The sequence below is a fragment of the Anaeromyxobacter sp. K genome (assembly GCF_000020805.1).
Taxonomy (GTDB): domain Bacteria; phylum Myxococcota; class Myxococcia; order Myxococcales; family Anaeromyxobacteraceae; genus Anaeromyxobacter; species Anaeromyxobacter dehalogenans.
The window spans coordinates 3,283,348-3,307,577 of sequence record NC_011145.1 but is presented as its reverse complement, the minus strand read 5'-3'; the positions used below and the strand labels follow the sequence as shown (position 1 = coordinate 3,307,577).

General features: G+C 76.1%; 25 protein-coding genes and 1 other RNA gene. 9 read left to right on the top strand and 17 right to left on the bottom strand.

Features of this window, described 5'->3' with window-relative positions; translation table 11 throughout:
* Positions 1–13: 13 nt before the first annotated feature.
* Positions 14–616 carry a TetR/AcrR family transcriptional regulator gene (locus ANAEK_RS14885; RefSeq protein ID WP_012526957.1) on the bottom strand — a complete coding sequence of 201 codons (603 nt, stop codon included), beginning with the start codon at positions 614–616 and terminating at the stop codon, positions 14–16.
* An 83-nt stretch (positions 617–699) separates the two neighbouring features.
* Here ANAEK_RS14885 and ANAEK_RS14880 point away from each other — a divergent pair, with 83 nt between their 5' ends.
* Positions 700–1,416: an SDR family oxidoreductase gene (locus ANAEK_RS14880; RefSeq protein ID WP_012526956.1), complete on the top strand. Its 717-nt coding sequence runs from the start codon at positions 700–702 to the stop codon at positions 1,414–1,416.
* A gap of 88 nt (positions 1,417–1,504) precedes the next feature.
* Here the strand turns inward: ANAEK_RS14880 and ANAEK_RS14875 are convergent, their stop codons facing one another.
* The 4 genes from ANAEK_RS14875 to ANAEK_RS14870 form a co-directional block, all read right to left on the bottom strand.
* Complete coding sequence (locus tag ANAEK_RS14875; protein ID WP_012526955.1) at positions 1,505–2,152, bottom strand: tetratricopeptide repeat protein; 648 nt, start codon at positions 2,150–2,152, stop codon at positions 1,505–1,507.
* Between the two features lie 83 nt (positions 2,153–2,235).
* Positions 2,236–2,586, bottom strand: a transfer-messenger RNA (tmRNA) gene (gene ssrA, locus ANAEK_RS22805).
* Positions 2,587–2,692: 106 nt separating this feature from the next.
* On the bottom strand, positions 2,693–2,854 hold the full coding sequence (locus ANAEK_RS23155) for a hypothetical protein (protein WP_012526954.1): 162 nt from the start codon (positions 2,852–2,854) through the stop codon (positions 2,693–2,695).
* Between the two features lie 163 nt (positions 2,855–3,017).
* The gene (locus ANAEK_RS14870; RefSeq protein ID WP_012634110.1) at positions 3,018–3,611 is read right to left on the bottom strand and encodes a TIGR02265 family protein; all 594 of its coding nucleotides are present in this window, start codon (positions 3,609–3,611) and stop codon (positions 3,018–3,020) included.
* A gap of 207 nt (positions 3,612–3,818) precedes the next feature.
* On the opposite strand from ANAEK_RS14870, the gene ANAEK_RS14865 reads away from it, so the two are divergent.
* Genes ANAEK_RS14865 through ANAEK_RS14850 form a run of 4 tightly spaced genes read left to right on the top strand, consistent with a single transcriptional unit; the run spans position 3,819 to position 8,564 of the window.
* Positions 3,819–5,285, top strand: a complete 1,467-nt coding sequence (locus ANAEK_RS14865) for an FAD-linked oxidase C-terminal domain-containing protein (RefSeq protein ID WP_012526952.1) — start codon at positions 3,819–3,821, stop codon at positions 5,283–5,285.
* A complete protein-coding gene (locus tag ANAEK_RS14860; RefSeq protein ID WP_012526951.1) occupies positions 5,282–6,511 on the top strand; it encodes an FAD-binding oxidoreductase in 1,230 nt (409 codons plus the stop codon). The genes ANAEK_RS14865 and ANAEK_RS14860 overlap by 4 nt, the downstream gene beginning before the upstream one ends.
* The gene (locus tag ANAEK_RS14855; RefSeq protein ID WP_012526950.1) at positions 6,512–7,828 is read left to right on the top strand and encodes a (Fe-S)-binding protein; all 1,317 of its coding nucleotides are present in this window, start codon (positions 6,512–6,514) and stop codon (positions 7,826–7,828) included.
* A 34-nt stretch (positions 7,829–7,862) separates the two neighbouring features.
* Complete coding sequence (locus tag ANAEK_RS14850; protein ID WP_012526949.1) at positions 7,863–8,564, top strand: YkgJ family cysteine cluster protein; 702 nt, start codon at positions 7,863–7,865, stop codon at positions 8,562–8,564.
* Positions 8,565–8,799: 235 nt separating this feature from the next.
* Here ANAEK_RS14850 and ANAEK_RS14845 read toward each other — a convergent pair whose 3' ends face one another.
* From ANAEK_RS14845 to ANAEK_RS14810, 8 genes are all read right to left on the bottom strand, one after another.
* A complete protein-coding gene (locus ANAEK_RS14845) occupies positions 8,800–9,240 on the bottom strand; it encodes a hydrogenase maturation protease (RefSeq protein WP_012526948.1) in 441 nt (146 codons plus the stop codon).
* A gap of 163 nt (positions 9,241–9,403) precedes the next feature.
* Positions 9,404–10,678 carry a dicarboxylate/amino acid:cation symporter gene (locus ANAEK_RS14840; protein WP_012526947.1) on the bottom strand — a complete coding sequence of 425 codons (1,275 nt, stop codon included), beginning with the start codon at positions 10,676–10,678 and terminating at the stop codon, positions 9,404–9,406.
* A 92-nt stretch (positions 10,679–10,770) separates the two neighbouring features.
* A complete protein-coding gene (locus ANAEK_RS14835) occupies positions 10,771–12,441 on the bottom strand; it encodes a hypothetical protein (protein ID WP_012526946.1) in 1,671 nt (556 codons plus the stop codon).
* Entirely contained in the window at positions 12,438–13,493 is a 1,056-nt protein-coding gene (locus tag ANAEK_RS14830) for a hypothetical protein (RefSeq protein WP_012526945.1), read from the bottom strand. The genes ANAEK_RS14835 and ANAEK_RS14830 overlap by 4 nt, the downstream gene beginning before the upstream one ends.
* Positions 13,494–13,500: 7 nt before the next feature.
* On the bottom strand, positions 13,501–14,046 hold the full coding sequence (locus ANAEK_RS14825) for an archaemetzincin (RefSeq protein WP_012526944.1): 546 nt from the start codon (positions 14,044–14,046) through the stop codon (positions 13,501–13,503).
* Positions 14,043–15,257 carry a CarD family transcriptional regulator gene (locus tag ANAEK_RS14820; protein ID WP_012526943.1) on the bottom strand — a complete coding sequence of 405 codons (1,215 nt, stop codon included), beginning with the start codon at positions 15,255–15,257 and terminating at the stop codon, positions 14,043–14,045. Before ANAEK_RS14820 ends, ANAEK_RS14825 begins: the two co-directional genes overlap by 4 nt.
* Positions 15,258–15,362: 105 nt before the next feature.
* Positions 15,363–16,208: a CDP-alcohol phosphatidyltransferase family protein gene (locus ANAEK_RS14815; protein ID WP_232288226.1), complete on the bottom strand. Its 846-nt coding sequence runs from the start codon at positions 16,206–16,208 to the stop codon at positions 15,363–15,365.
* A 102-nt stretch (positions 16,209–16,310) separates the two neighbouring features.
* On the bottom strand, positions 16,311–17,171 hold the full coding sequence (locus tag ANAEK_RS14810; protein WP_012526941.1) for a site-specific DNA-methyltransferase: 861 nt from the start codon (positions 17,169–17,171) through the stop codon (positions 16,311–16,313).
* A gap of 132 nt (positions 17,172–17,303) precedes the next feature.
* Between ANAEK_RS14810 and ANAEK_RS14805 the strand changes: the two genes are divergently transcribed.
* The 4 genes from ANAEK_RS14805 to ANAEK_RS14790 are packed head-to-tail and all read left to right on the top strand — an operon-like array spanning position 17,304 to position 21,153.
* Positions 17,304–18,242, top strand: a complete 939-nt coding sequence (locus ANAEK_RS14805) for a hypothetical protein (protein WP_012526940.1) — start codon at positions 17,304–17,306, stop codon at positions 18,240–18,242.
* A 7-nt stretch (positions 18,243–18,249) separates the two neighbouring features.
* Positions 18,250–19,281, top strand: a complete 1,032-nt coding sequence (queG, locus tag ANAEK_RS14800; RefSeq protein ID WP_012526939.1) for a tRNA epoxyqueuosine(34) reductase QueG — start codon at positions 18,250–18,252, stop codon at positions 19,279–19,281.
* Between the two features lie 46 nt (positions 19,282–19,327).
* On the top strand, positions 19,328–20,188 hold the full coding sequence (locus ANAEK_RS14795) for a DMT family transporter (RefSeq protein WP_012526938.1): 861 nt from the start codon (positions 19,328–19,330) through the stop codon (positions 20,186–20,188).
* Positions 20,189–20,238: 50 nt separating this feature from the next.
* A complete protein-coding gene (locus ANAEK_RS14790) occupies positions 20,239–21,153 on the top strand; it encodes a folate-binding protein YgfZ (protein ID WP_012526937.1) in 915 nt (304 codons plus the stop codon).
* Positions 21,154–21,594: 441 nt separating this feature from the next.
* On the opposite strand, the gene ANAEK_RS14785 is transcribed toward ANAEK_RS14790, so the two are convergent.
* From ANAEK_RS14785 to ANAEK_RS14770, 4 genes are all read right to left on the bottom strand, one after another.
* Entirely contained in the window at positions 21,595–22,878 is a 1,284-nt protein-coding gene (locus ANAEK_RS14785) for an IS1182-like element ISAnsp1 family transposase (RefSeq protein WP_012525171.1), read from the bottom strand.
* A 65-nt stretch (positions 22,879–22,943) separates the two neighbouring features.
* Complete coding sequence (locus ANAEK_RS14780) at positions 22,944–23,162, bottom strand: hypothetical protein (RefSeq protein ID WP_012526936.1); 219 nt, start codon at positions 23,160–23,162, stop codon at positions 22,944–22,946.
* A gap of 2 nt (positions 23,163–23,164) precedes the next feature.
* Positions 23,165–23,662, bottom strand: a complete 498-nt coding sequence (locus ANAEK_RS14775; RefSeq protein ID WP_012526935.1) for a peroxiredoxin — start codon at positions 23,660–23,662, stop codon at positions 23,165–23,167.
* A gap of 64 nt (positions 23,663–23,726) precedes the next feature.
* On the bottom strand, positions 23,727–24,140 hold the full coding sequence (locus ANAEK_RS14770) for a hypothetical protein (RefSeq protein WP_012526934.1): 414 nt from the start codon (positions 24,138–24,140) through the stop codon (positions 23,727–23,729).
* Positions 24,141–24,230 lie beyond the last annotated feature (90 nt).

Genomic DNA, 24,230 nt, shown 5'->3' with positions numbered 1-24,230 from the left:
GTGCGCAGTGGGCTCACCCCGCCACCCGCGCCACCGCCCGGGCCAGGCCGCGGGCGAAGGCGCGGTCGAGCGGGGCGTGCCCTGCGAGGAGCCGGTACCAGAGCCCGCCGAAGAGGACGTCCACGAGCAGCTCAGGGTCGGTAGACCGGCCCAGCTCGCCGCGGCGTCGCGCCCGGTCCAGCAGCCGCCGGGCGGCGTCGCGCCGACGCTCGATGAAGCGTGCGCGGAAGGCGCGGGCGAACCCCGGGTCGCGCTGCGCCTCGGCCATGAGCCCACGCAGCACCGGCGCGAGCCGCTGGTGCTCGATCGCGTCGAAGCTCGCCTCGAGGAACGCGCGGAGGTCGGCCTCCAGGCTCCCCAGGTCGGGCTCCAGGATCTCGGTCTCGGCCAGATCCGCGAGCGCCTCCAGCAGCACCTCCGCCTTGCCCGTCCACCAGCGGTAAATGGTCTGCTTGCCGACGCCGGCCTGGGCGGCGATGGCCCCGACCGACACGTCCGCCGGCGGCCGGGTGCGCGCGAGCTCCAGCGCCGCCGTCAGGATGGCCTGTCGGGCCGCGTCGCTGCGCGGGCGGCCACGGCGGGGCGCCACGGTGGCGGGGCGGGGTGGGCGCGACATCGCAGCGAGCATATCGCTTGACGAGACGGAGTGTCTCGTTATTGCTGTTCCGGACCGCGTCGTCTCGTAATGGAGGATGGACCATGGACCTGAAGGGCAGACGGGCGCTGGTGGTGGGAGGGAGCTCGGGGATCGGGCTCGCCACGGCGCGGCTCCTGGCGGCCCGCGGGGCGCGGGTGACTGCGGCGGGCCGGGACCGGACGAAGATCGCGGCGTTGGGAGACGGGGTCGAGGGCGCCGTGCTCGACGCCGCCTCGCCGGCCTCGCTCCAGGAGTACTTCATCGGCGCGCCCAGCATCGACCTGCTGGTGCTGGCACTCTCCGGCGGCAAGGGCGCGGGCCCCTTCCGCTCGCTCGACCTCGAGGATCTGGCCGAGGGGCTCCAGGCGAAGCTCCTGCCCCAGCTCCGCACCGCCCAGGCGGCGCTGCCGAAGCTCGCGCCGGAGGCGTCGATCACCTTCGTGTCCGCCGCTTCGGCGGGCGCGGCCATCCCCGGGACCGCGGGCCTCGCCGCGATCAACGCGGCGCTGGAGGCAGTGGTCCCGGTGCTGGCCGTAGAGCTCGCGCCCATCCGCGTGAACGCAGTTTCGCCGGGCCTGGTGGACACGCCGTGGTGGGACGCGATCCCACGTGAGGTGAAGGCGGGCGTGTTCGAGCAGGCCCGCAAGCGGTTCCCGGCCCGGCGCGTGGGGAGGCCGGAGGACGTGGCGGAGGTGATCGTCACGGTCGCGGCCAACCCGTACATGACGGGGACGGTCGTGACCTGCGACGGCGGCGGCCGGTGGGTCTCGGGCGCGTGAGCGGTGCTACGCGGGCGGGCACCGGGCTCGTTCACCCTGCCGCGGTGCCTGAAGAGGTCTCGCATATCGGGAAATGCACGCTACGCTGCTATCCGATGGCGAGTCGGCGCAGCCGCTTCTCGATTTCCCGAGGGACGCAACGTACGAGCCCGAGCGTCCGGTGGTATCGGAACCCGGACTCAGATGCCGCAGCGGCAGCGAGCGCCGCCGACGCCTCAGTTCGCGCGACCTCCGTGTTCTGTTCTGCGTCCGCGAGCAGCGCCTGAACGGCATGCCAGCGGAACTGCTGCACCGGAAACGGCCTGGGCTCCGACGCATGTGCGAAACAGACGCGCGACACTTCGTCGAAGAGCACCCTGTCATTCCTCGTCACCACCTCGAACGCGAGCGAGAGGTACGCGTCGCTGCGAACAGACGGGAACGTCGTTTCGGCGGCCAAGGCCGCACGGAAAGCCTCTGCTGCCGCTGGCCACTCTCCTAATGCGAGAAGGCACTTGGCACGGTCCGTAAGGGCAAGCGCAGCCTGCAAGTCCTTCGGGTACTCCGTGACGACGCGGTCGAGCAGAGTGAGCGCGGCACGAAGCAGTTCAGGCATTCTGGTCTGGAGAAGGTGAACGGCCTGGATGCGGAGGTACTGAGCCCTGCTCGTCGGCCGTGAACGAGCGAGTCGACGCTCGAACTCGGCTTGGTCCTCTCTCGACCAAGTCTCGCGGCGAAACCAGTCGTCCTTCGGCATGGGACTATCCTGCCCGACTTCGACTCAGAGTGGGCGGCGACCAAACGCCAGAAACGACGAAGCCCCCGAGTTCCGGGGGCTTCAAGTGGAGGCGCCGGGAATCGAACCCGGGTCCGAAAGACTTCCAGTGAAGGGCCCTACGCGCGTAGCTCGGAGTGGATACGTGAGCGGCAACCTCCGAGCCTGCAACCGCTCACGTCCTCGCCCTTTGATCTCGACCTCGGCAAGGCGGTTCGCTTCCCGCCAAGGTCCAGCCGGAGCTGACGTTCACACCCGGTACCCGGCGCTTCCGGGGGAACGCACGGCCTTTAGTTAGGCCGCGAGAGCCATGGGCTCGTTCGCGTTTCTGCTTGGTCCCGTTTTTACGTGGCCTCGTGACCAACCACGGCGCGCACCCGTCTCCTTCCGTCCTCCGTCGAAACCAGTTCGCCCCCAAGTCTGCGAACTGACGGTCCTTTCATAAGACCGCCGCCGCCTGAGTCAAGCGGCGCGGCCATCGTACCACGGGGTGCGGCAGACGGGGGGGCTGCAGCCGACGGCTCAGCTCCGCTCGCGCTCGCGCCGCTCGTCCTCCTCGAGGATGCCCTGCCACGTCTCGTGCTCGCGCTCGATCGGCGGAGCGGCCGCCCGCTCGCGCTGTCGCTCGCGGTCGTCCGGCCTCGGCTCGGTCCTGGCTTCCCGGGTGCGGTCCTCGCGATCCATGTCGCTCCTCCTCTCTCCACCGGATAGTGGATCGCGGAGGTCTACGATGCCTGGCTTCAGCCGTGCCCAGCGCCGGCGCGGGCGGGCGCTCGCCCTGCCGGGCGAGGCGATGCCGCACGAGGATGCCCTCGGGGAGAAGGCGTGAGCGGCTGACGGTGCGAGCCTACGCCCACTCGCAGCGGTACTCGCACGAGGCGGCGCCGCGCGCGCGGCAGTGGGTCTCCACCACCTGCACGGCCTTCCCGCCGGAGAGCTCGATGGCGCGGCCGAGCCAGCCCACCGCGGTGAGGCAGTCGTCGGCGGTGACCTCGTCGCCGCCGTGCGTGCGGATCACCGCGGCGCGGGGGCCGCTGGGCTCGTAGGTGCGCGAGCCGCTGGTGTGGCTGGCGGCGTAGAGCGCGGGGACGCTGCGCAGCAGGTGGTGCGGCTCGCCCTCGCGCAGGTAGGCGCGCTGGATGCCGGCGGGGGCGAGGTTGGTCTCGGCGGTGTGGCGACCCATGGCGAGGAACATCGCGGAGCGATCGCCGCGGGCGAGCAGCGCGGCGATGGTCAGCTCGACGCGGATGAGCAGGTCGGCGGGGTACCACGTCGCGGGATCGAGCGTGCCGCGCAGCAGCGCCTGGTCCGCCACCGTCAGCCGGCGGAGCACGCGCTCGGCGCTCTCCGGCCCCTGGGCCCGCAGGTAGTTCATCCGGGAGAGGAGCAGCGTCCCCTTCACCTTTCCGATGGCCCGCGTCGCGGAGGCGGTCGTCGTCATGGCCCGCCAGCGTACCGGGCGAGATCCCTGTGCGCCAGCGCACAGCCGAGGGACTTGGACGGGCGGGCGTGGGTGCGTGTGCGCTCGCGGGTCGGCCGTCCCCCGGAACGTCCCCGCGCGCCCCCGATCGATGCACCCCGTCGAAGGTTGACCGGACCGAGCCGTCCCGGAACATTCAACCACCACCTCGCAACCGAAGGAGCCCGCGTGACCCGAGCTCCCGCCGTGAGCAGTGCCCTCGCCCGACGCCTCGCCGCCGCGCTGGGCCCGGCGCACGTGATCGCGGACCCGGCGGAGCTGCGCGTCTACGCGTGCGACGGGATCACCCACGGTCGAACCACGCCGGCGCTGGTGGCGCTGCCGGGCTCGACCGACGAGGTGGTCGAGGTGGTGAACGCGGCCCGGGAGGCGGGCGTGCCGCTGGTGCCGCGCGGCGCGGGCACGGGGCTCTCGGGCGGCGCGCGCCCGTCGCCGGGCTCGATCGTCGTCTCGCTCGCGCGCATGCGGCGCATCCTCGAGCTGGACCTCGAGAACGGCTGGGCGCGCGTGGAGCCGGGCGTCATCAACCTGGACGTCTCGCGCGCGGTGGCGGCGGCGGGCTGGTACTACGCGCCGGACCCGTCGTCGCAGGGCGTGTGCTCGATCGGCGGCAACGTGGCCGAGAACTCGGGCGGCGCGCACTGCCTGAAGTACGGGTTCACCACGAACCACGTGCTCGCGGCGCGGGTGGTCCTCTCGGACGGCAGCGTGGTGGACCTGGGCGGCCCGGCCGCCGACGCGCCCGGCTACGACCTGCTGGCGGCGATGGTGGGCAGCGAGGGGCTGCTGGGCATCGCCACCGAGGCGACCCTGCGGCTGCTGCGCAAGCCCGAGGTGACGCGGACCTTCTTCGCCACGTTCCCGTCCACCGACGAGGCGGGCGCGGCGGTCTCGGGCATCATCGCCGCCGGCATCCTGCCCGCCGCGATCGAGATGATGGACCGGCTCGCCATCGTGGCCGCGAAGGCGGCGACGGGCCTGGATTGGCCGGACGTGGGCGCGGCGCTGCTCATGGACGCGGACGGCTGCCGGGCCGAGGTGGAGCACGTCGCGGCGCGCGCCATCGAGATCGCCCGCGCGGCCGGCGCGCTGGAGATCCGGGTGCCGCGCGACGAGGCCGAGCGCCAGCTCATGTGGAAGGGGCGCAAGAGCGCCTTCGCGGCGGTGGGCCGCATCAGCCCGAACTACCTGGTGGAGGACGGCGTCATCCCGCGCTCGGAGATCGCGCGCGTGCTGCGCGAGATCGAGCGCATGGCCGCCGAGGCCGGCCTGCGCGTGGCGAACGTATTCCACGCCGGCGACGGCAACCTCCACCCGCTGGTGCTCTACGACGCGCGCAACCCCGGCGAGGAGGCGCGCGCCGCGGCGCTGGGAGGCGAGATCCTGCGGCTGTGCATCCGCAGCGGCGGCTCGATCACCGGCGAGCACGGGGTCGGGGCGGAGAAGGCGGCGTACATGGCGGAGCAGTTCGCCCCGGAGGACCTCGAGACGATGCAGCGCGTCCGCTGCGCCTTCGACGGCGCGGCCCTCATGAACCCGGGCAAGGTGTTCCCGACGCCGCGGCTGTGCGGCGAGCGGCCCGGCCCCTACCGCCCCCACCCCGCCGAGGTGGCCGGGCTCGCGGAGCGCTGGTGAGCGCCGCCGCCCGTCCCGCGAGCGCCGCCGACGCGGTGGCGGGCGCCGTGCCGCGCCTGGCGATCGAGCCGGCGACGCTCGACGAGGCCGCCGAGGCGATGCGCGCGCTCGCCGCCGATCGCCTCGCGGTCGCGTTCGTGGGCGGGGGCACCGACCTCGGGCTGGGGGCACCGCCCGCCCGTCTCGACGCGGTGCTGCACACGCGCCGGCTCGACCGCGTCCGCGAGCACGCGCCCTCCGACCAGATCGTCGCGGTGGAGGCCGGGATGACGCTCGCCGCGCTGCAGGACCACCTCGCGCCGCACGGGCAGCGGCTCGCCCTCGACCCGCCGCTCGCGGACCGCGCCACCGTGGGCGGCATCGTGGCGGCGAATGCGTTCGGCCCGCGGCGCGCCCGCTTCGGCGCGGTGCGGGACCTCGTCATCGGCATGACCGTCGTCCGCGCCGATGGTGTCGTCGCGCGGGGCGGCGGCAAGGTGGTGAAGAACGTGGCCGGCTTCGACCTGCCGCGGCTGTTCTGCGGCTCGCTGGGCACGCTGGGGCTCGTCGCCGAGGTGGTGTTCCGGCTGCACCCGCTCCCCGAGGCTTCGGCCACGGTGGCGGTGCCGGGGCTGGGCGCGCCGGCGTGCCGGGCGCTCACGCAGGCGGTGCTCGACGCGCGCCTCGAGCCGGTCGCGGTGGTGGCGCGGCGCGACGGCGGCCCCTACCGGCTGGGGCTCCGCTTCGAGGGCTTCGGCCCGGGCGTGCGGGACCAGTCGGAGCGCGCGCTCGCGCTCGCGGCGGCGCAGGGGACGCCGGGGGAGCGGCTGGGCGGGGCGGACGAGGCGGCGCTCTGGGCGCGCCAGGACGCGGTCCGCACGGCCGGCGACGTGCGGATCCGGGCGGCGTTCGCGCCCGCGGCGCTGGCGATCGCCGCCGGCGCGCTGGAGCGGGTGGCCGGCGCGCTCGCAGGCGGCGGCCTGATCCTGCACCCGACGCTCGGGATCGGCCTCGTCTCGGGCTCGCTGGAGGACCCGGCCCTCGTGGCGGTGGCCGTCGAGGCGGCGCGCGGCGCGGTGGCGGCCGGCCACGGCTCGGTGGTGATCGCCGACGCGCCGGCGGCGCTCCGCGCCCCGCTGGACCCGTGGGGTGCTGCGCCGGCCGGGCTCGAGCTGATGCGGCGCCTGAAGCGGGAGCTCGACCCGGAGCACCGGCTCGCGCCGGGCCGCCTGCCAGGAGGGATCTGAATGGGCGCGGGAGCGGACAGGGCGCAGCCCGCGGCGTCCCCGGCGCGGGGCGCGGCGCGCACGCCGGCGGACGAGTGCGTGCACTGCGGCTTCTGCCTGCCGGTCTGCCCGACGTGGCAGAGCTGGCAGGAGGAGATGGACTCGCCGCGCGGCCGCATCGACCTCTTCCGCGGGCTGCAGGAGGGCGAGCTGGCCATGTCGGACGCGGTGGCGGCGCACTTCGACCGCTGCCTGGGCTGCATGGCGTGCCTGGGCGCCTGCCCGTCCGGCGTCCGGTACGACCACGTCATCGACGCGGCCCGCGCGCGGGTGGAGCGGGAGCACCGGCGCCCCGCGCTCGACCGGCTGCACCGCGCGCTCGTGTTCTCGCTGTTCCCGCACCCGGGGCGGCTGCGCGTCGCGGCGCTGCTGCTGTGGGTGTGGCGGGTGAGCGGGCTGCGCTGGCTGTTCCGCCGGACCGGGCTGCTGCGCCTCTCCCGGCGCCTCGAGCAGCTCGAGGCGCTCGCGCCCCCGCTCGCGCTGCGCGACGTCCTCGCGACCATCCCGCCCGCCACCGGCGCGCACGGCGAGCGCCGCCTGCGCGTGGGCCTGGTGACCGGCTGCGTGCAGAAGGTGTTCTTCCCCGGCGTGAACGCGGCCACCGTGCGCGTGCTCGCCGCCGAGGGCGTGGAGGTGCTCGCGCCCGCCGGCCAGGGCTGCTGCGGCGCGCTGTCGGTCCACGCGGGCCGGCTCGAGGAGGCGCGGCGGCTGGCGCGGGCGCTGGTGGAGCGCTTCGAGGGGCTGCCCCTCGACGCGATCGTGGTGAACGCGGCCGGCTGCGGCTCGCACCTGAAGGACCTCGCGCACCTGTTCGAGGACGACCCGGAGTTCGCGCCGAGGGCGGCCGCGTTCTCGGCCCGGGTGCGCGACGCGTCGGAGCTGCTCGCCGGGCTGTCGCCCCGGGCGCCGCGCGCCCCGCTGGCGGCGCGGGTGGCCTACCACTCGCCCTGCCACCTCCAGCACGCGCAGGGCGTGGGCGGCGCGCCGCGGGCCCTGCTCGCCACCATCCCCGGCCTCGAGCTCGTCGAGATCGCCGACGGCGACCAGTGCTGCGGCTCGGCGGGCATCTACAACCTGGTCCAGCCGGAGAGCGCGTCGGAAATCGGGCGGCGCAAGGCCGAGGCGGTGATGGCGACCGGCGCGACCGTGCTCGCGAGCGCGAACCCGGGCTGCACGCTGCACGTGCGCAGGCTGCTGGAGGAGCGAGGGGCGGGCGTCGAGCCCGCGCACCCGCTCGAGCTGCTGGACCGCGCCATCCGGGCGGCGCGGCGCGGGTGAGGCGAGCCCGGCCCTGCGCCGGGGAGGAGGCGCGGTGCTCGACGAGGCGGTGGCGCGTTGCCGGGCGGAGGTCGAGGCGCTGGCGGTCCGCGGCCTGGCCGGCGCGGACGAGGCGGCGCTGGCGGCGCTGCTCGAGGGCGTGGAGCGTACGGTGGCCGCGTCGCTCGAGCGGGCCCGGCCGTCCGGCACGCCGCCGCCGGCGTGCGGCCCGGGCTGCTCGAGCTGCTGCGTGCTGAACGTGGGCACGCTGGCGGTCGAGGGGGCGGTCGCGGCGGTGCAGCTGCGGGCCGGGCTGGAGCCGGGCGCGGCGGCGGCGCTCGGCACGCGGCTGCTCGCGTTCCACGATCGCGTGCGCTGGCTGGAGGACCGCGAGCGGATCGCCGGGAGCGTGGCGTGCCCGTTGCTCGACGGCGCGGGCCGGTGCGCCATCCACCCGGCGCGGCCGCTCGCGTGCCGGAGCGTGAGCGCGGTGGACCGCGGCGACTGCCGGGAGGCGCTGGCCCTGGCGGCCGGCGACGGGGGCGACGACGACGAGGACGGCCGCGCGCCGGTGGTGCGCATGGACGTGGCGCAGCGCGCGCTCTACCTCGTGGCGCTCGACGCGCTCGCGGGCGCGCTCGCCCGTCGAGGCCTGGACGCGCGGCGGCGCGACGTGTCGGGGATGGTCGGGCACTTCCTGGCGCGCCCGGGCGCGCTCGCGGCCTGGCTCTCCGGCGCGCGGGTGCCGCTCGACTGACGGCGCGTCCGGAGAAGACACGGGCGGCCGCCCCGGGGGGCGTCCGCCCGCCGCGTGCGCGCCGTGCCGGGGGGGAAGGGCCGGCGCGCGCCGCGTATCACGTTCCGTCGATCTGCTTCCGCACGATGGAGCGTGGGCCGGGGAAGGGGATGGGTCAAGCGGAGGCCGGGGGTCCGCCGCGGGCGCGAGGGCAGCGGGGTGCGAAGCCGGGTCGCGGCCGGAGGGAGGGCGCGGGCTACAGCCGGAAGCCCGCCACCATCTCCCGCGCGCGCTCGCGCGCCAGGGGCAGCGCCGCCTCCACCTCGGGGGAGAGCGCGTCGCCGAACGCGAAGTCGCGGCCGGCCACGGTGACCAGGGCGGCGGGTGGCACGCGGCCGAACAGCGCACGCGCCAGCCCCAGCACCTCCTCCGGCATGAGCGTGTGGATCACCGCGGCGCGCGCCGGGCGGGGCGAGAGCCGGGTGGCGCAGACCTCTCCCGGCGCGCCGGCCACCGACGCGTCCAGGAACAGCACCCCGTCGGCGGCGGCGACCACCTCCGCGTGATCGGGGACGAGCTCGGGGATCTCGACCACCTCGAGGCCCGGGACCAGCGCCTCGAGGCCGCGCGCCACCGCCAGCCCGGCCGCGTCGTCTCCGCGCAGCGAGGTCCCGAGGGCCAGGGCGACGATCTTCATGAAGGCTCCGGCGCCGCGAAGCCCGGTCCGGGCGGCGCGCGGCGGAGGATCATCCTACCAGGGGCACCCCCGCCGCCGGGAGGGGCGAGTTGTGCGAATCGCGGGGCGCGAGCGGCGTCCTCCCCCATCGCGAGCGGCCCGGAGGCGCCGCGCGCCGGGGACGCTACGGCGCGGGTGGCACCCCGGCGGCCGGCTCGGTCGCCTCGGCGGGCTCGCCGCGGGCGACGAACACGGCGGCGGCGAGGTCGCCGGTGACGTTCACCGTGGTCCGGCACATGTCGAGGAAGCGATCCACGCCGAGCACCAGGCCGATGCCCTCCACCGGGATCCCGAGGATGCCGAGGATCATGGCGATGAACGGCATGGAGGCGGCCGGCACGCCGGCCGTGCCGATGCCGGCCAGGACGGCGATCCCCACCGCGATGGCCTGCTGGCCGAGCGAGAGCTCGACGCCGTAGACCTGCGCCAGGAACAGCACCGTGACGCCCTCGAACAGCGCCGAGCCGTTCTGGTTCATGGCGGAGCCGGCGGTGAGCACGAACCGCGCCACGTGTCGCGGCAGGCGCAGGTTCTCCTCGGCCACGCGGAGCGCGGTCGGGAGGGTGGCGGAAGAGGAGGCGGTGGAGAACGCCGTCACCATGGCGAGCCGCACGCCGGAGAAGAACGCGCGCGGGCTCATGCCGCCGAAGAGCTTCACGGACAGCGAATAGACCACGAACTGGTGCAGCGCGAGCCCGAGCACCACCACGCCCACGTAGGCGGCGATGGGCCGGACCACCGCCGCGCCGAGGCGGGCCGCCATGACGAAGAGCAGCGCGCCGACGCCGAGCGGCGCGAGCCGCAGCACGCCCTCGATGAGCTTCATGGAGACGTCGTAGAGGCCCTGCAGCGCCGCCTTCAGCGTGCGCGCGCCCGGCGTGTCGGTCACGGCGAGCGCCACGCCGAACAGCAGCGCGAACACGATGAGGCCCATGAGGTCGCCGGTGGCTGCCGCCTTCACCGGGTTGTCCGGGACGAGCGCGAGGACGAACCCGGCCACCGAGTCGCCGCCGGGGAGCGGGGCTGGCTTGATGGTGGCGGCCCCCCGCGCGGCCTCGCGCACGGCGTCGGGCAGCCCGCGACCGGGCCCGAGCACGTTCACGAGCGTCACGCCGATGAGCACCGCGATGGACGACACCGCGGCGGTGTAGCCGAGCATCCGCGCGCCCAGGCGGCCCAGGTGGCGGAGCTCGAGGTCCGCGACGCCCAGCACCAGCGCCGAGAACAGGAGCGGCACCACCAGCATGAACAGGAGCCGGATGAAGAGCTGCCCGATGGGCTGGGCCACGTCGCGCACCGCGACGTCGAGCCAGGGCGCGCCGCCGCCCAGCGCGTTCGCGAGCGCGCCGAGGACGGCGCCGGCCACCACGGCGATGAGCATCCTGCGGTGCGAGGGCATTCCGGTCCGTGTACCCCGCCCCGCGGTGGGGCGGCAAGGCGGGCGGCGGACCTCCCGGGGCGTCCACCATCGCCGCTGGGTGAATCGAAGGGTCAGCGCCAGGCGCCGGGGCGCGCGTACACGAGGACCAGCGGCACCTCGTCGAGGAACGCCCCGGCCACCGGGCGCGCGTCGCGGAACGCCGCCCAGGTGCGGTACTCGGCGTCGCGGGCCGCGCCGTCCACCGTCACCACCGCCAGGTCCGCGTCCTCCGGCGCCTCGGCGCGGCGCAGGTCGGCCCGGAGCCGGCCGTCGCGGGCGTAGACCTCGACCGCCGCCCCGGCGGTGCGCGCCCAGTAGACCCGCGCGCCGGGGCGCGCCCGCTCCGCGAGCGCGTCCAGCATCGCCGCGGCCGCCTCGCCGCCGTCCTGGCGCGGGAGCCCGCGCGACGCGGCGCCGGGCGCGCCGCCGCCGAGGGCGCTCCAGGAGGACGACGCCGCGGGCCAGGTGTGCGCCGCCTGGCGGGCGGCGGGGTACAGCACCAGGAGCGCGAGCGCGGCGGCGAGCGACGAGCCGCGCGCCGGCCAGGCGAGGCGCGCCGCGTGGAGGAGCGCCCGGGTGCCGAGCAGCGCCAGGAACGGGAACGCCGGCAGCCAGCCGCGCACGCCGGGGACTGCCGGGGACAGCCCGGACGCCGCCGCGGCGAGCGGCGCCGCGGCGCCGAGGAGCAGCAGGACCTCGTCGGACAGCGCGAACCCGCTCCCTCGCCGGAGCGCCCGGGCCGCGCGCGCGAGCGCCTGCAGCGCGCCGCCGCCGGCCGCGAGGAGCGGCGCGGCCGGCACCGCGAACACGGTCACCGCGAGGGGCACGAGCGCTCGCGGCAGCCCGGCGGCGAGCGCCTCGCCCGCGCCGGCGCGCGCGGCCTGGGACGCCAGCAGGGCGCGGCGGAGCGGATCGGCCCAGAGCCAGGGCCACAGCGCCACCAGGGTGAGCGGGCCGAGCACCGCCATGGAGGCGATGGCGACCGGCACCCCGCGCAGGCGCGCCTCGATCCCGACCGGTGGCGCCTCCGGCTCGGGGGTTGCGGCCCGCGGCCGGAGCACGCGCACCAGGAGCGCGTGCAGCGCGAGCGTGGGCAGGATCACCCAGGCGTCGAGCCGGGCCGCGAGCGCCGCGCCGAAGGCGAGCCCGGCGAGCGCGGCGGCGCGCAGCCGGAGCAGCCGGTCCGGCGCCGCGGCGGCGCGGCGGTAGGCCCAGAACGCGGCCAGCCAGAGCAGCGCGGCGAGGCCGTCCGCGAGCGCGACCGCGCCGGAGAGGAGCGTCCTCGGCGCGAGCCAGTACATCGCCGGCGCGAGCGCCGCGCCGGCGGGGCCGGCGAGCGCGTGGCCCGCCAGCGCGAGCAGCGCCGAGAGCAGCGCGCCCGCGAAGGCGGCGCCGAGCCGGTAGGCACGCTGGTGCGAGAGCCCCGCGGTGCGCCCGGCGGCGTGGCCCGCGGCGGCGACGGCCGGTCCGAGCGGCGGCAGCGGGCGTCCGCCGGAGCGGGCCCGGGCGGCCTCGAGGCCGGTGAGCGCCGCGAGCGGGTGGCCGGCGGCGGTGCGCCAGCCCTCGGCGACGCGCCCGGCGGCGGCGACGACGTCCGCCTCGTCCCGCGAGATGCCGGGGCCGCCGGCGAGCGCCACGAGCGCCACGAGCGTGGCGGCGGCCCAGGCGAGCGCGATCCGCCGGCGCCCGCTGCGGAGCCCGGCGGCCACGCGGGCGGGGAGCCGGCGCAGCGCGGGGGTCACGGGAGCGCCTCCGCGTCCAGGCAGAGCGCGCCGGCCTCGGCGGGCGCGGTGAGCGTGAGCTCCACCTCGCGCGCGCTCCCTGCGAACCGGGCGGTGTCGAGCCGGAACGCGCGCCAGCCCGCGAGCGGCAGCTCGACCGTGCCGGCCTCCTGCTCGTCCACGCGCAGCGCCACGCGGGCGGGGAGGGCGCCGGTGGCCGGAGAGGGCGGATCGCCCGCGCGTCCCAGGTGGCCCGCGAGCGCGCTGCCGAGCGGGACGGACGGGAAGGAGATCACGAGCGGCGCGTCCGCGGGCGCCGCCACCAGGCACGGCCGCGGCAGCGCCTCGACCTGCCGCACCGACCGTCGCAGCGACGGGCCGGGCTCGCCGGGGCACGCCGGCGCGCCGTCCGCGCCCGCGGGGCAGGGCTGGTCGCCTCGACGGACCTCGGCGCGGGCGAGGAGATCGGGCAGGAACGCGAGCGGAACGCGCGGCCCGGCCAGCTCGAAGCGCTGCACCTCCAGCCGCCCCAGCGCCATCCGCTCGGCCGGGCGCGCGGCGCGCGCGATGAGATCCAGCTCGGCGTCCAGCCAGGACGCGCGGCCGGGCGCGCCGGGCAGCGCCACCAGCCACACGCGCCGGACGCCGGTCAGCTCGGCGCGATCGAAGCGCGCCTGCGCCAGCACCGGCACCCTCGCCGGCGCGGCGAGCCGGGCGCGCTCCGCCCAGGCGGGCGCGACGGCCACCGCGTCGCCCGGGCGCGCGTCGCGCTCGAGCAGCGCGGACAGCGCGGCCCAGTCCAGCGCGGACGGGAGCCGCCCGGGCAGCCGCGCCTGCCAGAGGATGCCGCCCGCGCCCGCGGCGACGAGCGCGGCGACGAACGCGATCGCGATCCCGCGGCGCGGGGACGGGCGCGCGGCCCAGGCGCGCCGGGCGGCGTCGCGCGCGCCGGCGGCGCGGGTGCGCAGGTCCTCGGCGGCGGCGTCGCGGGCGCGCCGGAGCACCCGGCGGGCGATGCCGGGCGCTGCCTTCGGCGCGGGGTCCGGGCCGGGCGTGGGGGAATCCGCGCTCACGGGACCGCTAGGTCTTGGCGAGCCGGATCTTCCGCTCGCTCTTCTCGCGGCAGAAGGTGCAGAGGTCCGAGTCCGGGTTCGCGGCGAGCGACTGCGACCACGAGGGGTGCATCGCGCAGCGCGCGTCCACGCAGTGGTGGAGATCCCACAGGTGCCCGATGGCGTGGATCGCCTCGCGTGCCAGCCGGCGCCGGTAGGTCTCGATCGACGCCTCGCTGACGCCGCGCGCCGGCAGCTTCGCGGTGGTGATCACCGCGCGCTCCTTGCCGTAGTCGGCGAAGCCCCAGCACGGCGGCTCGCCGAGCGGTCCGGGCGGCAGCGAGAGCGGCGCGCCCGCGATGTACAGGACCTTGTCGTCGGCGAAGGTGCGGACCGGCTCCACCTCGCGCAGCAGCGTGATGGCGTCGAGCCGCCCGTCCTTGCCCTCCGCCTCGGACGGCACCGGCTTCTCGCCGGCGAACTCGGTCCCGAGGCCGAACGCCTGGTACAGCGTCCGGATGAGGGCCGCCATGTCGGTCGGGTCGACCGTGTCGAGGGTCACGACGCGGATCACTTCTTCTTCCCTCCGCGCTTGGGGGCCGGCTTCTCGGCGGCGGGCTTCTTCGTGGCAGCCTTCCTGGCCGCGGGGGGCTTCTTCGCGGCGGCCTTCTTCGCCGGCACCGCCTTCTCGGCCGCGGCCTTGCGCGCGGCCGGCTTCTCGGCGTGCTTCTCGGCCCGGGCCGGCTTCTCCGGCTCGGCCTTCTTCGCCTTCGGGGCGCGCGCCGCCTTCTTCTCGGTCGCCTTCTCCGCCTTCTCGGGCTTCTCGACCCTGGCCGGCTTCTCGGCGACGCGGGCGGGCTTCGCGGGACGCGCCGCGCGGGCGGGCGGCTCCTCCGCCTCGTCTTCCTCGGCGACGGGCTCCTCGATCTCCGGGAGCTCCTCGGGCGCTGCCTCCTCGGCCCCGGGGACCGGCTCGCCCGCCTCGGCGCCGGCGGCCTCGCCCTCGCCGGCTTCGGCGCCCTCGGCCTCGCCCTCCGCCTCGGCCCCGGGCACCTCCGCGCCCTCGAGCGCGCCCTCGAGGTCGATGCCCAGGTCGCCCAGGCCCAGGTCGCCGAGCCCGAGATCGCCCTCCTCCGCCTCCTCGACCACGCGCCGCTTCTTCGGGCGGGAGGGCAGGGGGACGGGCGCGGGCGGCGGCTTCAGGTCGAACTTCACGCCGGCCGGCGGCATGAGCGCGTAGTCGATGTAGTCCTCGGCCAGCCCGGGCGGCACGCCCAGCGAGACCGACACCTCGTGCACCAGCAGGTGGCGCGCGTTGTCGTACTGCTCGCGCTCCTTGGTGGGCAGCGGGCGCAGGCGCGAGAGCGAGTGCAGCCCCTTCACCACCTCGGCGACGCCCAGCACGCCCCCGGCGATGAGCCGGTCGGCGTTGTCGCGGTGGCGGACCTTCCAGTCGAGCTCGGGGTCGTCGTAGACCGCGCCGAGGTAGTGGAAGACGCCCTCCATCTGCGCGCCGGTGGCGACGCGGCGCAGGCCGATGGACGGCACCTTGCCCTTCGGCACCATCACCGCCGCGCCGTCCTCCTCGCGCGTCATGCGGACCAGCTCGAGCTTCTGGCCGGCGATGTCCTTCACCTCCCAGCCGACCACGGCGCAGACACCCTGGTTCGGGTAGACCACGCGGTCGCCGGGCTTCAGCTCGTCGGCGGCGCCGATGATGCCTTCCGGCGCGGGCAGCTGCTCGCGGGCGTCGTCGTTCGGGTGGCGGGCGGGCGGACCTCTCACGGCTCCCCCTCCTACCATGCGTCCAGGGGGTCGGCAATCGTCCCTCGACTCCGCCCCGCCGCTGGCGGGCCTACGCTCGGGATGAGCGCGGTCACTCCAGCCGCCTCAGCGCGCCGCCTTGCGCCGCCGCGTGGCGTCGAGGCGGAACACGTCGGCGAGCCGGAACGGCGGCCGGGCGGCCACGGCCGGGTCGGCGCGCCGCAGGGCACGATAGATCACGAACGTCCGCCGCGCCGCGGTGGCCGTCGCCAGGGCCGCCAGCGCGGCGAGCGCGCTGCCCACGACCGCCCGGCCGGCGCCGGCACCCCAGGCCGCGTCGGCGAGCGGCGAGAGCGCGCACGCCACCCCGGTGACCACGATCCGCTCGGGCCGCTGCATCCCGCCCACCCGCGCGGCCTCGTCCGCCCCGAGCGCCTCGCCGCGCGCCCGCGCGTACGAGACGAGCAGCGACGCCCCGGCGGCGGCGAGCGCCGCGAACAGCACCACCGAGCCGCGGAAGGTCACCGCGAGGCCGCCGAAGACGAGCAGCTCGCCGACCCGGTCGAGCGTGGAGTCGAGGAACGCGCCGGCGCGGGTGACGCGGCCGGTGGCGCGCGCCACGCGCCCGTCGATGAAGTCGAAGCTAGCGCCGGCCAGGAACACCCAGCCGCCCAGCGACAGCCAGCCGAACCCGAGCAGCACCGCCGCGCCGGCGGCGACCAGCGTGCTCGCGAGCGTGATGGCGTCCGGCGAGATCCCGAGCCGCACGCACAGCCGCTCCACCGGGCCCCACAGCCAGATCCACCACTCCTGGAAGAACTTCGCCAGGATGGTGTGCTGGCGCTTCTCGATGTCCGGCGTGTGCGGCCGCCCGAACAGCGCCGCGCGCGCGCCGAACGCGAGCAGGGTCCCGAGGAGGAAGGCGACGAGGCCGACCAGCGGGAGCAGCGCCGCGAGCGCGCGAGGGGTCACGCCGACGAATGTACGCACCTCGCCCGGAACAAGGCAGTCGCCGGACGGGCGCACGCGTGCGCGGCTGCTCGCGCGCCGCCCGGGCTGCTCACACCGGGTGCGTCACTCCGGATCGATCGTGGTGGCGCGGAGGCGGCGGGCGGCGAGGTCCACGTACCCTGGATCGCGCTCCAGCCCGAGGAAGCGGCAGCCCGCACGGAGCGCGGCGACGCCGGTGGTCGCGGAGCCCGAGAACGGGTCCAGCACCAGGTCGCCGGGCGCGGCGCTGGCGGCGAGCACGCGCTCGAGCAGCGCGAGCGGCTTCTGCGTGGGGTGGCGGCCGTGCACCTTCTCGCGCGGCCCGGGCGTGGGCACCGACCACACCACCTGGTCGCCGCCGGGCGCCGGGCGGTCGGCGATCTCCCACAGGTCGCGCATCTGCTTGCCGCCGTTGGCGGTCTTCATCGCGCGGTAGTTGAACCGGTGCGCCAGCGGGCGCGCCTTCATCGGGCTCGCCCAGAGCAGGATCTCGGTCGAGTGCGTGAAGAAGCGGCAGGCCAGGTTGGGCGAGGCGTTGGGCTTGTACCAGGTGACGGTGTTGAGCAGGTGGAAGCCCAGTTCCTGCATCGCGTAGCCGATGGAGAAGATGACGTGCTGCGTGCCCGAGACCCACAGCGTGCCGGACGGCTTCAGCACCTTGCGCACCGCCTGCAGCCAGCGCGCCTGGAACGCGTGGTCCGCGGCGAAGCCGCCCGAGGCGTCCCAGCTCCCCTTGTTCACCGAGGTGCGGCGCCCGCCCTGGCAGGTGCTGCCGCCGTTCGAGAGCATGTAGGGCGGGTCGGCGAAGGCGACGTCCACCGAGTGCGGGGGGAGGCGCTCCAGCGCCTCGACGCAGTCGCCCTGGACGAGCGCCCAGCCGCGCCCTCGCTCGGCCACGCCGGGCAGGTCGTTCCACTCGTGAAGGAGATCGAGCCGAGTCGCCATATCGCGGCATCGTAGAGGGGCCGATCGATATCGCCAGTTTTCGGCTCCACTGCCAGGCGACGTCAGGTCGACCCGGCGGCGGGACGCGCCCGGTGCTAAGACCAGCCGCCGGAGCCCCCGCGGAGACCCCCGATGACCGAACCCCGACCGCCGTCGCCCCTCACCCTCTGGCTCGAGGAGGCGCTCACCGGCTGGATCCTCCCGGTGGCCGGCCTCGCGGTCCTCGCGGCGGCGGGAGGCCTGTACGCCGCCGGCTGGCTCCCCGAGGGCGCCGCCGCGGCGGCGGTCTCGGCGGTGGTCGGCCTGCTCGCGGTGACGTTCACGCTCCGTCCGGCGCTCTCGCCGGCGGCGGACCGCGCCGGGCGCGGGCTCGCGGTGGCCGCGGCGGCGGGCGCGCTGTTCCTGTCGGTGGTGCCGGCGGTCGCCGCGGTGGTGCCCGGGCGGCCGCTCGCGCAGGGCGCGCTGGCGGCGCGCGGCGACGTCATGCCGGTGCCCGCGGACGTCCCGCACCACGTCCGGCTGCTCGTGGCCGCGCCGCTGCCGTCCTCGGGCTCGCCGGCGGTGCGGTTCACCATCGGTGGCCTCCGGCCGCCGGTGGAGGGGCACCTGGAGCGGACGTACACCTACGCGCGCGTGGGCCGGGGCGGGCGCGCGCCGGTCGCGCACGACCGCACCGAGGTGTGGCTGGAGGGCGACCTCGGCGACGGGCACGCGCTCACCCTGGACCGCCTGGGCGGCGACGCGACCGGCCCGCTCCGGGTGACGGTGTTCCGCGACCTCACCCCCACCGCGCTCCAGGCCGGCCTCGCGGTCGCGGTGCTCGCGCTGGCGGCCGCGGCCGAGGCGCGCCTGCGCCGGGGGAACGTGGCCGTGGTGGTGGGGATGGCCCTCGGCTACGGGATCCTGGTGGCCGAGAACGCCACCCCGGCGTCGGCGGCCGGCGTGGCGGTCGGGGCGATCCTGCTGGGCGGGTTCGCCGGCGCCGCGGCGGGGGGCCTCGCCGCGGCCATCGCGAAGCGGCTCGTGCCGGCGCCGCCCGAGGTCGCGGCGCGCGCCGGGCGGCGCGGCTGAGGGGCGCGTGGCGGGGCTCGACGCCGACCGGGTGAAGGCGGCCGCGGCGCGGGCCGGCTTCTCGAGGTGCGGGATCGCCCGGGCCGAGCCGCTCGACCCGGGCCCGCTCGATCGCGTGCTGGCGGGCGGCCTCGAGGCGGACATGGCGTGGCTGCGCACGCAGCGGGACGAGCGGCTCGACCCGGCGCGGCTCCTGCCCGGCGTCCGGAGCGTGGTGGCCCTCGCGCTCTCGTACCACGCGGGCGAGCCGGCGCCGCCACCGCCCGGCGCCGCCGCGGTGGCGCGGTACGCGCGCGGCCGCGACTACCACACCGTGGTGAAGCGCAAGCTCGCCGCCCTGCTCGCGGACCTCCGCGAGGCCGACCCGGGGCTGGGCGCGTACGCGTCGTGCGACATCGCGCCGGTGATGGAGAAGGCGTGGGCGGAGCGGGCCGGCGTGGGCTGGGTGGGGAAGAACGGCTGCCTCATCACGCCGGAGCACGGGAGCTGGGTGGTGCTCGCGACGCTGCTGCTCGACCGCGAGCTCGCGCCCGACGCGCCGCACCCGGACCGCTGCGGCACCTGCGAGGCGTGCCTGCCGGCGTGCCCCACCGGCGCCATCCCGGCGCCCGGCGTGGTGGACGCGCGCCGCTGCATCTCGTTCTGGACCATCGAGCGGCGCGGGCCCATCCCGGACGAGCTGGCGGGGAGGCTGGGCGGGTGGGCGTTCGGCTGCGACGACTGCCAGACGGTGTGCCCCTGGAACCGCGGCGTGCCGGCCGACGCCGACCTCGAGCTCGTGCCGCGCCCGGGCCAGCTCGCGCTGTGGCTCGACGAGCTGCTCGCGCTCGACGCCGACGGATACGGGCGGCGCTTCCACGGCACCTCGCTGGCGCGGGCGCGCCACGACGGCCTGGTCCGGAACGCGCTGCTCCTCGCCGGCTCCTCGGGCGACCGGCGCTACCTGCCGGCGATCCGCGCGCACCTCGCGAGCCCGCTCGGCGACGGCGTCCGCGCCGCGGCGCGCTGGGCGCTGGAGCAGATGGGCGAGGCGCCCTAGGTCCCGGCGGCGCGCGCGGCCGGATCGGCTACATTCCCGCGCCACCATGGTCCACCTGGTGATGTTCCTGCATTCGGCCATCTCGGCCGGCACCTACCTCGCCGCGAAGCGCGCGCTGGGGGAGCTGTCGCCGTTCGAGGTGGCGCTGGTGCGCTTCGGCCTGTCCTCGCTCGCGTTCGGGCTGCTGCTGTGGCGACGGCCGGTGCGGGTGGCGCGGCGCGATCTCCTCGCGCTGCTGGGGCTCGGCGTCATCGCCATCCCGGTGAACCAGGGCCTGTTCCTCGCCGGCATGGCCTGGACCACGCCCGGGCACGCGGCGCTGCTCTACGCGCTCACCCCGGTGTTCGTGTTCCTCATCGCGCGCGTGCGCCTGGGCGAGCGGGCCGGCCCGGCGAAGCTGGCCGGGATCGCGCTCGCGTTCGCCGGCGTGGTGGTGGTGCTGCTCGGCCGCGGCGTGGTGGGGCTGCACGGCTCCTCGCGCCAGCTCGCCGGGGACCTGCTCATCCTGCTCGCGGTGGTGGCGTGGTCGGTGTTCGCCGTGGCGGGGAAGCCGTACGCGCAGCGCTACGGCGCGGTCGGCTCGACCGGCGTGGCCCTCGTGCTCGGGACGCTGGTGTACCTGCCGGTGGGCCTGGTCGCGACCGACTGGTCGCGGCTCGGCGCGCTCTCGGCGACGGGCTGGGCCAGCCTCGGGTACCTGGTGCTCCTCACCAGCGTGGTCGCCTACATCCTCTACTACTGGGCGCTCTCCCGGGCCGAGGCGAGCCGCGTGGCGATCTGGTCCAACCTGCAGCCGGTGCTCACCGCGCTGCTCGCCTGGGCGATCGCCGGCGAGCGGCTCACCGCGCCGTTCGTGGCGGGCGGGGCCATGGTGATCGCGGGCGTGATCCTGACCGAGCGCGGGTAGCCCGCGCGCGCGCCTTGAGCCGGCGCCGCGCCCGCGTTATCCACGGGGGCGTGAGCCTCCACGAACGACTCCGCGCCGCGCGCGAGGGCTGGGCCGTCGGCCCGGTGCTCGAGCGCGCCTTCCTGCGCGTCACCGGCAAGGACGCCCAGGACTACCTGCACCGCATGTCCACGCAGGACCTCGCCCGCCTGAAGCCCGGCGAGTCCGCCTACGCCGCGTTCCTGAACGCGAAGGGGCACCTGCTCGGCGAGGGACACGTGCTGGCGCGCGAGGGCGAGATCCTCGTCGAGCTCGACCCGGCCGCCGCGCCGGAGACGCGCGCGCTGCTGGAGAAGCTCGTCATCATGGACGACGTGACGTTCGAGGACCTGTCGGCGACGCTGCGCGCGCTGCCGGTGCTCGGGCCGGATGGGCCGGCGAGGCTGGGCGGGCGCGCGGGCTCGGCGCCGGTGGTCCCCACCGCGCGCCGCGGCGCGCCCTGCGTGGACGTGTGGGCGCCGGCGGCCGAGGCGGAGGCGCTGCGGGCCGCGCTGGTCGCGGACGGGGCAGCGCCGCTCGACCTCGCCGAGCTGGAGTCGCTGCGGATCCTGGCGGGCGTGGCGCGCTTCGGCGCCGACATGGACGCGAGCCGGCTGCCGATGGAGGCCGGGCTCACCCGCGCCGCCATCTCCTTCAGCAAGGGCTGCTACATCGGGCAGGAGGTGGTGCTCCGGGCCACCGCGCGCGGCCACCTGCAGCGCGGCCTGGTGCAGCTCGAGCTGCCGCCCGGCGCCGGCCCCGGCACGCCGCTCGTCGCCGGCGGCCAGGAGGTCGGCGCCGTCACCAGCGTCGCCGAGACGCCGGAGGGTCGCCTCGGCCTCGGCTACCTGCGGCGCGCCCACTGGAAGCCCGGCGAGCGCGTGCGGGCGGGCGAGGGCGAGGCGGTGGTGCGGGCCGTGATCGTGGAGGACGGCGTCGTCGCGTAGGGGGCCCTTCGTCCCTCGACTCCCGCCTTGCGGCCGCGCTCCGCTCGGGATGAGCGGCCGGACTCCGCTCCGGGTGAGCCCGTCGAGCCACGAGCTGCCGCCTCAGAGCGCGTGAATCCATCCCCGGACCGAGCCAGGCGGTCGAGACGCGAGCAGCGCGAGGCGCGACGACCGAGCATGCCCGTCGGCATGTGAGGGAGGAGCAACGACGCGATGCGACGCGGATCGGCCGCCGCGGCGACGGGAGGGGATGGTTTCACGTGCTCTCAGGGACCGTGAAGTAATCCGTTCGCGTCGAGCGTGGCGGCGCCGGAGGCGCCGCGGAGTCGAGACGCGCCCGAGTCCGGGGGGGCAGCGGCGGCGGTTCGGCCGGCCGAAGTCCGATGCTGCCCGGTCAGGACCCTGGTTCGGGCGCCCGAAGTGGGCGCCCGGAGACGCCGGTCAGGCCGAGAGCCCGCTCGCGATGAGCCGCATCACGTTGAAGCTGATGGCGGCCAGCAGCACCACGGTTTTCACCTTCACGAGCCCACGGACGTTCAGCCGGTCGAGACCTCGGTGCGCCCGGAGATCCGCGTTCGTCCGCTCAGCGAGCACGCCGCGCTGGATGTAGACGCGCTTCGCATCCTCGGTGCCCATCCGTATGCGCCACGCACCGACCGCGGGCGGGTCGTTCCGCTTCGGAGCGTGAGGGTCGACGTCCTTGCTCTTCGACTTCGGCAGCGGCGCGTAGGCGGTCGCGCCGCGCTCCGCGATCGCCTCGATGTTGTCGAGGGTCACGAAGCCGCCGTCGACCAGGTACTCGCGTGGCGCCTCGCCGGTGCGGCGCTGGATCTCGTCGAGCATCGGCACGACGTGTGGCTGGTCGGTGCCGTTGTTCGTCACGTCCGCGCCGACGATGAAGCCGCTCTCGTCCGTCGCGAGCTGCACGTTGTACGCGGGGCGAAAGCCGCCGTCGGCCATCTTCATCACGCGGCTCTCGGCGTCCGTCGTGCTCACGCGGATCTCACCGCGGCGTCTCGCGTCTGACGGCTTCTTCTCGTCGCGCTCGGCACGCTCCTCCTCGACCTCACCAATCTCCGCAAGCGCAGCGTCGATGGCGTCGAGCCGCGCCTTCGCCGCGCGCTCCTTCGCGGCTGTCACTCGCTTCGTCGATGCGGACGGATCTTCGCTGATCTCGCGGCGGAGCTTGCGGACCTGCTCCTCGGCCTCGTTGCGGCACCGCTCGAGCGATTGCCGACGCCGGAAGCTCGCCGCCCCGGCGCTCGCGCGGACCTTCATTCCGTCCTGCGCCACGCGCTTCAGCTGCACTACGCCTTCCTTCATCAGCGCGGCGAGCACCTGCGTCATGAGCCGGTCGAGCTTCTTGCCGTGAATCACGCGGAAGTCGGCGAGCGTGTGGTGGTTCACCGGCACTCCGCCGCAGATCCAGCGGTACGGCGCATCCCGCTCGCAAAGCCGCTCCAGCAGCCGGGCGCTCCCCACGCCCTCGGAGTTCGCGAACAGCCACAGCGCCAGCAGCACCGCCGGGTCGGTCGCCGGTCGCCCCGCGTTGCTGCCCCTCGACGCGATCTCGTCGTAGAACGCCGAGAGATCTAGCCGCTCAACGAGCCCCCAGATGGCGCGAACCGGATGCTCGTCCGCGACCAATGCCTCAAGGTCGGTCGGCTGCAACGACAGCTGGTTCCGGACCGGCCTCACCACCCGCGGCGCGTCGTGCTCGCTCACGCCCCGAGAAGATCACGGCCGGCCGTCCTAGGTCCATGGGCGCCGGCCGATTTCTTCACGCTCTCTCAGGCCTCCGCGACCGGGATCTCCGGCCCCTTGGCCCGGTCCTGCCGCGACGGGAGCGTGTCGAGGTCGCGGCGCACGGCGGCGATCTCCTCCTTCAGCTCGGCGCGGAGCGCGCGGATCTCGCCGCGCACGTCCTCGAACGTGTAGCGGATCTCCTCCGCCGAGATCCCGAGGAGCCGCCGCCGCAGCCCGGCCACGAACCCGTCCACCACGCGCATGGCTATCCCTTCTTCCCCTTGTGCAGCGGGCAGGAGGTGATCGCGCCCGCCGGATCGATCGCGGCGCTGCCGGTCACGATCTCCTTGATGGTGCCGTCCTGCTCGAGCACGTAGGTGGCCCGGTTCGCGAGCCCCACCACCGGGATGGTGCCGCCGTACAGCTTCGCCACCTTGCCGCCCTGATCCGAGAGCAGCCGGTACGGCACCTTCAGCTCGTCCTTGAACTTCCGCTGCGTCTCCACGGAGTCGGTGCTGATGCCCACCACCTGCGCGCCCTTGTTCGCCACGTCGGCATACCGGTCCCGGTACGCTGAGAGCTCGCGCGTTCAACCAGGGGTGAACGCCTTCGTGTAGAAGGCCAGGATCACCGGACCGGACTCGAGCAGGCTCGCCAGCGACACCGGCTTGCCGTCGCTGTCGGGGAGCGTGAAGTCCGGCGCCTTGTCGCCCACCTTCAGGGGGGCGGCGCCGAGCAGCATGGCGAGGAGGGGAAGGGTCATGGCGCGGTCCTAGCCAGCGCGACCGCCACGGGCAAGCGGTCCGCCGGGGCGCGGCTCCGGGGCCTCACGCCCGCAGGCGCTCGTAGCGGGCCGCCAGCACCTCGATGACGTCGCGGTGGTAGAAGCCGACCTGGTCGGGCAGCTCCGCGAGCGTGCGCGCCGCGAACCCGGTCACCGGCGCGCCGGGCGCCGGCTCGCCGCCGGCCACGGCGCCGGCGAACACCAGCGCGAGGTGCGGCACCCCGCCCACCTGCTCGGCGCGGCAGCCCACCACCACCAGGCCCTCCAGCTCGAGCCCGAGCTGCTCGCGCGCGATGGCCGCGGCGCGCTCGGAGGGCTGCTCGCCGTCGGCGAGCACGCCGGAGGGCAGCCACCACCGGCCGAGCTGGGCCTGCCCGTGGAACCCGCCGATGACCTCGGCGATGACGACCCGCCGCAGCTCGAGCGCGAGCGGGAGCACGTCGACGCGGACGACCATCCGTTCACCCCACGTGGATCGAGGCCGGGCGGCGCGACCCTCCCCGGCCGGGAGGTGGTCTTATCCCGCCCCAGCGAGCCCCTGGCAAGG